Here is a 12,554-nt window from a genome sequence, read left to right on the forward strand (position 1 = left end):
TCCTCTCTCGATCAGGATTGCCCTGGCTTGTGATGGATGTATTGCCTCCGGTCCTCACCGCAGCCCGCGCCGGCCAGGGCGGGATAGTCATAGTCCGCCGCCTTGCCCATGGCCTTGAACCGCCGGTCCGCCATGGGCGCAACGGCCTGCGCCTGGAACCAGTCGTCCAACTTTCGATGAATGCCTGTGTAGCGATGGTCCGTGTAGGACCCTGTTTCCATGGCGGGTTCCTGCCAGTTCCAGCTATTTTCATAATAGCGGTAGTAGCCGTCGATGGTGAGGGTGTCCGGCATCTCCTGATACTCCTCAAAGGATGCGTCCTTCGGGAGGACCAGGCGCTTGTACACCGGGTATCCATAGTTGGCAGAGCTGACCGTCTCGACCTTGAGATCCACAGAATAGTAGCTCTGCTCCGCGCTGACGTAGCGGTACGCCTCCACGGTGTCTGCCGTCAACGTATCCAGGTCTTTCAGGCACCAGTATACCACAATGTACCATGCCGCCTTCCCATTGATGGTCAGCCACTCCCGCTGCGCCATCCAGGTGCCGTTTTGCAGCTCCGGGTAGTTTTTCATGGTCTGGACCACGTTCCAGGTGACGGAGCCGTTGGATTGCAGCACGCCGTTTTTGTCCCACGTGCCCTGTACCCTTTTCGGCTCGCCGTCCACGTTGGAGTCGATCTGAATGGTGCTGGTCTTTAGGTACTCAATGACGTTTTTGCAGTCGGTGGTGTCGAACTGGGCGTTGACCAGCTTTCCGTTTTGATCGTAGGCCTCCCCCGGGTTCAGAAGAACGCCCATGCTGGCGCCGCCGGTGGCGGTGCTGAGGCGGTTGACCACCTTGGTGGTCTGGAGCACGTTGTAGAAGGTGACCATGGCCACCAGGGCGTCCCGGTCCGGATTCTCCGCCTCGTCCTCCCGGGTCATGCCGTCGCCGTACCCCAGGAAGCCGCCGATGCAGTCTCCCGTCGGGGTCCATTGTTGCTGTACGGTCACATTCCCCACGGAGTAGCAGGAGAGGATGGTGCCCGCCTGCGAGCGGCCCGCAAACCCTCCGGCATAGGCACCCGGCCCGGCCACGTCCACCGCTCCGGAGGCGTAGCAGGACACGATCAGGGGGATGGTGCCCGCCGTGTCCCGGGAGGTCCTTCCGGCAAAGCCGCCGGTATTGCCCACGGCGCCACCGCTCACCGGTCCGGAGGCGTAGCACTCCTCCACCCGGCAGGCCACCGCCGTACCGGCGAAGCCGCCGGTGTCGCCGCCCGTTCCGCTCACCGGAATGGCGGCAAAGCAGTGGGTCACCACCGAGCCGCTGCCCTCCACCCGGCCCACGAAGCCGCCGGTGCTGCCGGACCCGCCGGACACCTGCGCCGCGCCGCCGGAGGTGCGCACGTCGCACGCCGTCAGCTCGCCGCCGTCCACCCGGCCCGCCAGACCGCCCACGTCCCCGCTGCCGGACACCTGGGGGGCCCGCACCGAGACGTCGGAGAGGATGCCGCCCACGTGGCCGGCAAAGCCGCCCGCCGCGCCGCCGCTGCCGTTGACAACGGCGCCGTCCAGGGTGAGCCCGCCGCCCCGCAGGACGGTGTTGGCCCCCGTGCGGCCGATGAAGCCGCCCAGGACCGCCTGGTTTTGACACGTCATGGAGAGCCCCGTCCAGTTTCCGCCGCCCAGGGTGAGCACCAGCTTGCTGTTGTCCGCCACGCCGTCGCTGCCGGTGAGGCTGCCGAGGTAGCCCCCCAGGTCGGCGTTGACGGCGTTTTCGTACGCCAGCTTGCAGCCGGACACCTTCTGCACCGCCTGGTCCAGCGCCAGGGCGCGGCCGCTCTTCACCCGGCCCAGCAGCAATCCGTAGGCGCTCTCCGCCCCGGAGGCGCTCGCCGCCGTCAGGGTGCAGTCGTGCAGGGTCACCCCGCCGATCTCCGGCGCCTGTCCGGCCCGGGCGACATAGAGGTTGCCCAGGAAAGCCGCGCCGCCGTGACGGGCGCCGCCGTCGCTGGTGTTGTGCAGGGTCCCCACCGTCACCTGGGCGTTCTCCACCGTGATGCTGCGCAGGGAGACGCCCTCCGTCTTCTGGCTGACACAGGCCCCGGCAAAGCCGCCGGTGCCGAAGCCCACCTCCCGGTTGTTGTTGTTCATGGCCACCTGGATGCTCCCGGTGCTGACGGTGGTGCCGCCCCTGGCGGTGATGTTCTCCAGGGAGAGGCTCTTCTCATTGTTGAGCTGTCCGATGACGCCGCCCACCAGCCGTCCGCCGGTGACCTTGGCGGAGATCACGGTCAGGTCCGTGACGGTGCCGCCGCCCATCCGGCCAATGGCGCCGCCCACCAGGTTGTTGCCGGTGACCGTCGGGGACTCCACCGTCACATGCTGCACCGTGCCGCTCTCCAGGCTGCCGATCAGGCCGCCCACCCGGGCGGCGCCGCTGTTGTTCTGGTTGTTGTCCGCCGGAGCCGCCGTCACATGCCGCACCGTCAGGTCCTTGATGGTCCCGCCGTTCACCCGGCCAAACACGCCCATGTGACCGCTGGCGTCCACCGTGTAGGTCTTTCCCGCCAGGTCCAGGACGAAGCCCTGTCCGTCATAGACGGCCTGGAAGGCGATGGTGTCGTTGCCGATGCGGTAGGGGTCGCTGCGGTATGCGGCGTTGGCCTGACTGGTGAGGTCGAGGCCGAAATACATCTTTGTGTACGGATTGTTGGTGCCCATGATCAGGCTCCGCTCCTGGCAGTAAGTGAGATTGCTCTTCCAGTAGGCGGTTCTGCGGGAGAGGGCGGCAAAGTGCCGCTCCGTGCGGAGATAGGCGGTGATGCCGCGGGACGTGTCCACCGGCCGGTTCACGCCCACCGCCGACTTGGCGAAGTGGGGATTGTACCAGAAGGTGCGCTCCCCGCCGCTGCCGTCGGCAACCCGCAGGCTCTGGTAGAAATCGGGGGCGGCGTCACTGGTCACCACCACGTTGGCCCGCAGAAACAGGGGGCGGTACAACTGTTTGCCAACCTCCACCAGGGCGCTCTTCCCGTTGGAGTCCACCAGTTTTTCCTCGCCGTAGTACAGGTCCTCAGAAAAGCCGTCCACGCCGGTCACCGCCGCCTTGCTGTCCGTAACCGTGGACCAGCTCAGCGTAATGGACTCCTCCAGGTCCTTGAGGGGGATGCCGCCGGAGGTGTTGCCCTTGTCGTCTTTCCGGAACAGCAGCACATACCCGTCCTGAACGACGGTCCCGTTGTTCGACAGGGTATTCAGCCCCGTCTGATTCAGGTTTGCCATCCGGTCGCTGTACAGCCCCAGCGTATAGCCGCCGCCTCCGGTTTTATACACCTCGTAGTAGGCCAGCTCCACGTTGGACAGGTCCTTGGTGGGCCAGTCGCCGTAGTGGTCCAGGGCCGTGAGCAGGGGGAAGGGATAGCGCTTTCCCTGCAAGTCCTCCCGGTCCGGGTGGGAGCGGGCCGCCGTGGCCGCGGTCCAGCCGCTGCCAAACCCGTCCGCAGCCATCTGGGCCAGCTGGTCGTAGGTACGGGATTGCCCCGCTCCTCCGGACAGCCCCTTCTGCTCCAGATAGAAGCAGTTGGTGACGCTGTTGACCGCCGCCGGGGCAAAGCCGTAGCAGGTCTGTCCGGCGATGGAGGACAGGGCGGCGTAGCAGTTGGAGGCCGCGGCCGCGCCGTAGTCCCACCGCTCCAGCAGGAATCCGGCGGCCTTCTCCTGGGCCGCGATGTCCAGCAGCGCGTAGCAGTTGGCAATGGTGCCGCCGTTTTTCACCGCGAAGCCCGCCGCGTCCCGGCCCCGGACGGCGGCGTTGGAGTAGGAGCTTTCGATCCGCCCGTCCGCCGTGTTGGTGCCCACAAAGCCCGCCGCCTGCCCGCCTTTGGCGGTGATGGCGGAGCTGGAGACGATGGTGGTCTTGATGGTCCCCTCATTGGTATTGGCCAGAATGCCGCAGGGTCCAACGCCGCTGAGCGTCAGCTCCGCGTTTTGGATATGGAGGTTTTCCAGGACGAAGTTTTTCCCCACCTTGTCGAAGAGGGGCTGGGTCAGGCCGGTGATCCGGTTGTGGCCGCCGTCAATGGTGTAATAGGCCCACTCCAGCGGCGCAATGGCGGTCCACCCGGTCATGGCGATGTCGTGGGTCTGCTTCCAATAAGTACTGCCCTCGCCGGACGTCGTCTGCTCGGTCAATTTGGCCATCTGCGCCTGGGTGCGGAGCTGCAGCGGCCACTGAGCGGTCCCCAGCACCGCCCGCTTCTCCAGCGTCGTCAGGGCGGCGCCAAAGTGTGGATTCACGTAGTAGAATACCGGGTCCAGACACTCGCTGCCGCCGTAGGACAGGGGCGTTCCCTTTCCAAAGGCCAGCGCTCCGCCCCGGTGGGTGTTCAGGTTCCCGCTCATCCCCTGGAGCGCGGCGGCTGTAAAGGGATAGAGATAGCCGACGCCCTCCACCTCCCGCGCCGTGGTCTCAAAGGCGTTCGGGTAGTGGTTGTTGTTGGTATTGAGCTGGTCCTCCCGGGGGCCGGCCAGATACTGGGTGATGTCCACCGGCTCGGCAAAGAGGGCGCCGTAGCCGGTCTCCACAATGGTAAAGGCGTTCCCTTTGAGGGTGGAGTGCCCCTGGGCGTCGAAGTACCCGTAGGACTCCGCCCCCCCGCTGCTCCGATACCTCTCAAAATACACCACGCCCAGGGCGGACTCCTGCTGCTCCTCCGGCCAGTCGCCGTAGTGGTGCAGGCCCGCCCGCCGCGGGAAGGGATAGGGAGTCCCCGGTTCCAGGCCATAGGGCGTGGTGTCTTCGGAGGTGGCCGCCTTCCAGCCGTCCCCCGGGAAAGATACCTTCACCAGATCGGAATAGCTTCGGTTGATGCCCACCCCCTGCCCCGCGGCATCAGCGAGGTAGTACCCATTGGTCACCGTACCGCCGTCGGAAAAGCCGTAGGCATCCTTCACCCCGTCGGCGAGGACGGCAGCGGTGTAGCAATCGGCGTACGTGGCGCTGCCGGAGAGCGTGCAGGCAAAGCCCGCCACCATTTTACTTCCGGAGAGTTCCCCGGCAAGATTCCCGCCCAGATACCCGGCGGCATAGCTGTTGGATACCGACGCGTTCTTCCCCGCTGTGCCGATCAGTCCGCCGGTCGTCTGGATTCCCGTCGCGCCGCCGCTCCAGCTCTCTCCGCCGGCCCTGGTGTTCCGGTAACCGCTGTCGGCGTAGCAGCCGGAGACGGAGCTGCCGTCCAGAACGCCCACCAGCCCGCCGGCGGTGGCGCCCTTCACCAGGAGCAGGCTGGCGGAGCTGGCGGAAATTTCACTGTTATCCAGGGCCATGCCCACCAGGCCGCCCACGGCGCCCGAGGCATCCACACAGTATTGGCCCAGCGGATCGATCCGGGGGTCTTTCAGCGCATCAGGCCGGACATACGCCTGGCAGTTTTTCACGGTGGTATCGAAAATCTGTCCCGCCAGAGCCCCGGCGGTGGTGGCGCCGCTTCTCTCCTTCACAGACACATTTGCCAGGCGGATATTCTCCAGGGTGCCGCCCGCCACGGTCCCGAACAGCCCCAGGTTCTTCGCGTCACCCTCTTGTCGAACGGGCAGGTTGACGATCTCGTTGCCCGCGCCGTCATAGTGGTTCAGGCTGCCGTTCTCAATGGGCCGGAAGGTCCAGGACGCCGCCTCCCCGGTCCAGGCATCGCCGTCCGTCTCCCCCCAGGTGATGTCCTTCGCCTGGAGGACTTTGGGGATGTTGGACATGATGCCGGATGTGACGCCGGAAAATTTGGTATCCAGGTTTTGCAGATGGCGGCTATACGCCACCTGCATAGCCTCTATCTCCCCCTCTTCCGTGTACAACCACCCGGCGTACAAGCTGTTGTCCTGCCTCACCGCCAACGCGGGAAGTTTTCCCTCCTCGGTGGCCTCCACCGTCACTTTCAAATCGGCGCCGGGGGTGAACCCTTTGCACAGGTCCCGGAACTGCTGGCCGCTCTCCATGCTGTCCAGCAAAATATGGTAATAATCCCCAGAAATGCCCGGATCACCCGTCTGAAAGGAAAACACCTGCTGACTGTCGCCCCCTATCTCCTCCAGGGTTACCTGATAGGAGACGGCGGTCCCGAAATACTCACCCAACCCAATTTCAATGTACAATTTGTCCTTGTTGACGATCTCAAATTTGGGCACCTCGGTCTGCCCCAGGGCCTCCCGGTCCACGTGGGAGCCGCCGTAGTAGCCGATCAGGGGCCGGAAGTTCCCCCGCGCCTCCCGGTCCAGGCGCAGGCCGGGGGCGGTCTGATAATCCCCGTCGTAAAACGACTCCTCGGCGTAAAACACCCCGTACACCATGGCCGTGGTCTTGTCGTATTCGATCACATAGTACCCACTCCGCACCGCGTCGTCGATGGACCCCAGGGGCAGCAGCAGTTCGGCGGTCGTGTCATTCTTCTCCACATAGACGTAATCGCCCTTTTTCCACTCCGGCCCCTCCGGAAAGTCCTCCGGCTGCCCCGGCATCTCCGTGCCCTCGGCATTGAGCCGGTCCAGCTCCCCGCTGGCTCGCAGGCCGATCATCCGGTTCTGCGCCACGGCGAAAATCTCCCGGGCGCAGGCGTCCAGCTCCGTGAGCTTCAGCCGGTTGCGGATGGTCACCACGCTGGGGATAGCCACGGCCATCAAAATCATCAAAATGGCCAGCGCCAGCAGCAGCTCCGCCACGGTGAAGCCGGCGCGTCTCCGCCCGGCTGCCCTTTGATTCGCCATGCCGCATCCCCCTTTCAGCAGGTCCGGCGGCGGCAGTCGCCCGCCCCGCAGTTCCCATTTGTCTCATGATAACACAACGGGTCAAAATTGCAATTATTTTTGTCGCGCCCCTCCGCGCTCCGTCCGCCGCTTCGACGGATTTTTCGACGTAATTCACATTACGTATTGCATTTCCGCTCTGAAAGCGCGTATAATACAGATGATCGCTGGATATGGCCGCAAATTGCCTTCCAGATCATACCATTTTGCAACGTTCCGTCCCCACCACACCGCCCGGCCCCGCCCGGCGCAGAAAGGGTTTGATATCCATGACCTACAAGCGTCTGGGCGACCTGCTGCTGAACATCGGCCTCATCAGCCAGGAGCAGCTGGAGCAGGCGCTGTCGATCCAGCGCACCACCAAAAAACGCCTGGGCACCGTCCTGGTGGACAGCGGCTTTATCACCGAGCAGCAGCTCATTGAGGCGCTGGAGCTTCAGCTGGGCATCGAGTTCATCGACCTGAGCAAGGCCGTCATCCCCACGGACATGGCCCAGCTCCTGTCCAAGAACATCGCCAAAAAATACAACGTGGTTCCCGTCCGGTCGGAGCGGGACACCCTGTACCTGGCCATGAGCGACCCGCTGAACTTCATGGCCATCGAGGAGGTCAAAACCGCCACCCGGAAAAAGGTGGTGCCCATGATCGCCACCGCCGAGGCCGTGGACCGGGCCATCATCACCCTGTACGGCAACGAGGGCGCCGCCCGGGCCATCGAGGAGATGCGCCGGGAGGCCCGCCCCACGGGGGACAGCGTGTCCGTGTACGCCACCACCGCGGTGGACGAGGACGTGCAGTCCGCCCCCACCGTCCGGCTGGTCAACTCCATCATCGGGCGGGCCGTGGCCGAACAGGCCAGCGACATCCACCTGGAGCCCCACGAGGACGAGCTGCGGGTCCGGATGCGCATCGACGGCATGATGCGCAACGTCCTCACCGTGCCCAAGGACTTGCAGGCCTCCGTGATCTCCCGGCTGAAGGTCATGGGCGGCATGGACATTGCCGAGCGCAAGGTCCCCCAGGACGGCCGGGCCAACGTCCAGGTCAAGCACACCGACGTGGACCTGCGGATGTCCACCCTGCCCACCATCCACGGGGAGAAGCTGGTCATCCGCCTGCTGGATAAAAATGCCCAGCTGCTGGACAAGAAGGCCATCGGCCTCACCGGCGGCGATTTGGAGAAGTACGAGGCCCTGGTCCACACCCAGTCCGGGGTGGTGCTGATCGTGGGCCCCACCGGCTCGGGCAAGTCCTCCACCATGTACACCATGCTGCGGGAGCTGAACACCGAGCAGGTCAACCTGGTCACGCTGGAGGACCCGGTGGAATACCACCTGGACGGCATCAACCAGGTACAGATCAACGAAAAGACGGGCATGACCTTCTCCGGCGGCCTGCGGGCCATCCTGCGCCAGGACCCGGACATCATCGGCGTGGGCGAAATCCGGGACGGCGAGACCGCCTCCATCGCCATGCGGGCCGCCATCACCGGCCACCTGGTGCTCTCCACCATACATACCAGCAGCGCCGCCGCCGCGGTGGACCGGCTGCTGGACATCGGCGTGGAGCCGTATCTGATCGCCGCCGCCCTGCGGGGCATCATCTCCCAGCGGCTGGTGCGGCGCATCTGCCCCCACTGCCGCCAGGAGTACACCCCCGGCCCCGGGGAGCTGGAGGAGCTGGGCCTGGACCATGCCGCCGGCCAGACGTTCTACCGGGGCGCGGGCTGCCCCTCCTGCTTCCACACCGGCTACCGGGGGCGCACCGGCGTATTTGAAATCCTGACCATGGACCGCCAGCTCCGCCGGGCCATCACCGGGGGCGCGGACCGCGACCTTCTCCAGCAGCTGCTGGGGAAGGCCAACTTTGTCTCCCTGGCCGACAACTGCCGCCGGCTGGTGCTGGAGGGCGTCACCACACTGGAGGAGGCCCGCCGCGCCATCAACTCGGCGGACCTTTAGGAGGGACTTCCATGATTGCAGAATTGATCGCCCGGGCCGCGGAGCTGGGGGCGTCCGACCTCCATCTGGTGTGCGGCCTGCCCCCGATGGTGCGGTGCAGCGGCGCCCTCCTCCCGCTGGAGGGCGCCGCCCCCCTGTCCGGCGAGGAGTGCCTCCGCCTGGGCGGCGAGCTGGCCGAGGGGCGGGAGCTGCCCGCCCGGGGCGAGCTGGACCTGTCCCGCACCCTCTCCGGCGTCCGGGTGCGCGTCAACCTCTACCGCGCCCAGGGCCACCTGTCCGCCGCCGTGCGGCTGCTCAGCGACCAAATCCCCCCGCTGGCCACCCTGGGCCTGCCCCCCGCCGCGCTGGAGCTCACCTCCCTGCGCCGGGGCATCCTCCTGGTCACCGGGGAAACCGGCTCCGGCAAGTCCACCACCCTGGCCTCCATGCTGGACGAGATCAACCGCACCCGGGCGGGCCACCTGATTACCCTGGAGGACCCCATTGAGTACCTCCACACCCCCCGCCGCTGCGTCATCAACCAGCGGGAGATCGGCCGGGACACGGAGAGCTACGCCGTGGGCCTGCGGGCCGCCCTGCGGGAGGACCCGGACATTCTGCTCATCGGCGAGATGCGGGACCTGGACACCATCGAAACCGCCCTCACGGCGGCGGAGACGGGCCATCTGGTCCTGGCCACGCTGCACACCAACTCCGCCGCCGACTCCATCGACCGCATGGTGTCCGTCTTTCCCGAGGGGCGCCAGCAGCAGATTCGGATGCAGTTGTCCATGACGCTGCGGGCGGTGCTCAGCCAACAGCTCCTCCCCCGGGCGGACGGCCAGGGGCGGGTGCTGGCCTGCGAACTGATGATGGTCAACGCCGCCATCCGCAATCTCATCCGGGAGGGCAAGACCCCCCAGATCGCCAACGCGGTGGCCACCTCCGCCAAGGACGGCTCCATCACCATGGACAACGCCCTGATCCGGCTGGTGCAGTCCCGCGCCATCTCCGCCGCCGCGGCCCGGGAGGCCGCCTGGGACCCGGAGTATGTGAAGCGCGCCTGCCCCTTCTGACGGCTCTGAGGCGGCAGGCCTCATTCGGATGCCCGCACGGGCATCCGCTTTTCCCCTGGGGAAAAGCGGAATTTCACAGGAAAGGGGCTGCTTCCCATGCCTACCTTTAAGTATAAGGCCGTCTCCCGGGACGGCGGCCCCGTCCACGGGGTCATCCAGGCCTACGACGAGTTTGAGGCGGTGGACCGCATCCGGGAGACCTGCTCCCTCGTCACCTCCATCACCCAGGTGGCGGACCTGCCCCGCACGTCCGACGACCTGTTCGGCCCGCCCAAGGTCCCCCACAAGGCCCTGGCCCTGCTGTGCTCTCAGTTCGCCATCATCCTCACCGCCGGACTGCCGGTGGTCCGGGCGGTGAAGCTGATCGAGGGGCAAACCGCGGACCGGAACGTGAAAAAGCTCCTCTCCCAGGTGGCGGAGGACGTCTCCGCGGGCTACGGCCTGGCCCAGAGCTTTGAGAACAAGGGCGGCAAAATGCTGCCCTCCACCTTCATCGAGACCATCCGGGCCGGAGAGGAGTCCGGCTCCCTGGAGGCCAGCTTCCAAAAGCTGTTTACGTATTACGACAAGTCCGCCAAGGTGAAGGCCCGGGTCCGCTCCGCCATGATCTACCCCATCTTTCTCTCCGTGCTGGCGGCCCTGGTGGTGGGCATCATCATGGTGTTCGTCATGCCGGTGTTCGCCGACTTGTTCGAGTCCATGAACGCCCAGCTCCCAGCCCTCACCCTGGGGCTGATGGCCGTGTCCGGCTTCCTGGCGGGCCACTGGTGGCAGATCTTCCTGGCGGTGGTGGCGTTCATCCTGGCCTTCCGCTTCTACAACGACACGGAGCAGGGCGGGCTGCGCCTCTCCCGGCTCCAACTGCGGCTTCCGGCCCTGGGCCGAGTGGCGGAGATGAAGGGCGCCAGCCAGCTGGCCAACACCCTCTCCACCCTGCTCACCTCGGGATTGCCCATGGTGCAGGCGGTGCAGACCACCGCCCGGGTGCTGGACAGCCTGTGGCTGGGCAGCCGCCTGGCCCTGCTGGTCCCCGCCCTGGAGGAGGGGCGGCGCCTGGGCGCCTGCCTGCGGGAGTGCGGCTGCTTTCCGGAGCTGCTGTGCGAGATGACCGCCGTGGGCGAGGAGACCGGCTCTCTGGAGGAGACCCTCACCACCATCGGCGCCTATTACGACAGCGAGGTGGAGGTGGCCTCCCAGCGGGCACTCAGTATGCTTCAGCCCGCCATCACCGTGGTGATGGGCATCATCATCGGCATCATCGTCATCGCCCTGTACCTGCCCATGTTCACCATGTACGACAACATGGCCTGATATGGTTTTGCCCGGACGGCTTCTGTGTCCGGTAAAAATAAAGTTCAATTTTTAGGAGGAATACATCTATGAACAAGCTCATGACAAAGATCCGCAAGAATAAAAAGGGCTTTACCCTGGCGGAGCTGCTGGTGGTGGTGGCCATCATCGGCGTCCTGGTGGCCGTCTCCATCCCCGTCTTCGGAAGTGCATTGGAAAAGGCCAATAATGCCAGGGACCTGGCCAATGTCCGCGCCGCGTATGCTGAGTTGCTACTTGATAAAATGACCGATCAGGATTTCGGCAGTGGCGATCCGAAGATAACAATTGCATTGTCTGATATCGTGGACAAAGCCGGAATTGCAACGGATCGGAAAACTAACGTTAAGTATTCAGGCGGTGCTGGCGGTACAATTTCAATTGAGAAGGCTGGGTCGTTTAAGGTTGATAACGATGTAACAATTACAACCACTGGACCTTCAGGCACCTGATAGTCCATCTTTATTGAATTTTCCGTTTTCCCCCGCGGAAGCGGGGGAAGGCGGCCCGTCCCGGACCGTCTTCCCCTGCCTCCGGACCGCCCCGCGGCACCGCCCGCCGGAATCCCCGCGGGACGCCCATCGCCTCCCGCCGGAAAGGACTGTCCCATGCTGTATCTCACCCCCGCCCTGACGGTTTACTGCTACTGCCTCACCGCCCTGCTGGGGCTGGTGATGGGCAGCTTTCTCAACTGCCTGGCTTGGCGGCTGGCAAACGGCGAATCCGTCTCCCGCGGCCGCAGCCACTGCGCCCGGTGCGGCCGCCCCCTGGCCCCCCGGGACCTGGTGCCCCTGGTGTCCTGGCTGTCTCTCCGGGGCCGGTGCCGCTACTGCGGCGAGAAAATCTCCCCCCGCTACCCCGCCGTGGAGCTGACCGCCGCCCTGGCGTATGTGTCCCTCCTGGCCCGGTACGGCCTGAGCTGGACCGCTCTGGGCTACGGGGCCCTGGCCTCCGTGCTGCTGGCGCTGTCCCTGGTGGACCTGGACACCCAGCTCCTCCCCGACTCCCTGGTGCTGGCGGCGGGGCTCTGCTCCCTCCTGCTCCTGCCGGACGCGGCCGGGCCCTGGTATCTCGCCCTGGCCCGGAGCGTGGGAAACGCCCTGGCCGTCTCCCTGCCCCTGCTGGCCCTGGTGCTGGCGGCGGACAAACTGCTGGGCCGGGAGACCATGGGCGGCGGCGATTTGAAGCTGCTGTTCGCCATCGGCCTCTCCTTCCCCTGGCAGCAGAATCTGCTGCTGCTGATTCTCGCCTGCCTGCTGGGGCTGGTTCTGGGCTTTGTGCTGGTCCGCGCCCGCCCCGGCGTCCCCTTCCCCTTTGCCCCCGCCCTGGCCGGGGCCGCGTGGCTGACCATGCTCTTCGGCCGGCCGGTGCTGGCGTGGTATCTCTCCCTGTTCTACTGAGCCGCCCCCGGGCCGCCTCCATCC

General features: G+C 65.8%; 6 protein-coding genes. 5 read left to right on the forward strand and 1 reads right to left on the reverse strand.

Going from position 1 to position 12,554, the window contains the following annotated elements; translation table 11 throughout:
• Positions 1–11: 11 nt before the first annotated feature.
• Positions 12–6,746 (reverse strand): hypothetical protein, encoded by a 6,735-nt coding sequence (locus QZS21_RS01345; RefSeq protein ID WP_295579321.1) that lies wholly within the window; start codon positions 6,744–6,746, stop codon positions 12–14.
• A 308-nt stretch (positions 6,747–7,054) separates the two neighbouring features.
• On the opposite strand from QZS21_RS01345, the gene QZS21_RS01350 reads away from it, so the two are divergent.
• The 5 genes from QZS21_RS01350 to QZS21_RS01370 all read left to right on the forward strand — a co-directional run bounded on the left by QZS21_RS01350 (position 7,055) and on the right by QZS21_RS01370 (position 12,530).
• Positions 7,055–8,746, forward strand: a complete 1,692-nt coding sequence (locus tag QZS21_RS01350) for a GspE/PulE family protein (protein ID WP_295579323.1) — start codon at positions 7,055–7,057, stop codon at positions 8,744–8,746.
• Positions 8,747–8,757: 11 nt separating this feature from the next.
• Entirely contained in the window at positions 8,758–9,801 is a 1,044-nt protein-coding gene (locus QZS21_RS01355) for a type IV pilus twitching motility protein PilT (protein WP_295579326.1), read from the forward strand.
• Between the two features lie 96 nt (positions 9,802–9,897).
• Complete coding sequence (locus QZS21_RS01360; RefSeq protein WP_295579328.1) at positions 9,898–11,112, forward strand: type II secretion system F family protein; 1,215 nt, start codon at positions 9,898–9,900, stop codon at positions 11,110–11,112.
• A 68-nt stretch (positions 11,113–11,180) separates the two neighbouring features.
• A complete protein-coding gene (locus QZS21_RS01365; protein WP_295579330.1) occupies positions 11,181–11,582 on the forward strand; it encodes a type II secretion system protein in 402 nt (133 codons plus the stop codon).
• A gap of 156 nt (positions 11,583–11,738) precedes the next feature.
• Positions 11,739–12,530 carry an A24 family peptidase gene (locus QZS21_RS01370; RefSeq protein ID WP_295579332.1) on the forward strand — a complete coding sequence of 264 codons (792 nt, stop codon included), beginning with the start codon at positions 11,739–11,741 and terminating at the stop codon, positions 12,528–12,530.
• The last annotated feature ends 24 nt before the right edge of the window (positions 12,531–12,554 follow it).

The sequence above is a fragment of the uncultured Oscillibacter sp. genome, assembly GCF_900544955.1.
Classification (GTDB): Bacteria; Bacillota; Clostridia; order Oscillospirales; family Oscillospiraceae; genus Oscillibacter.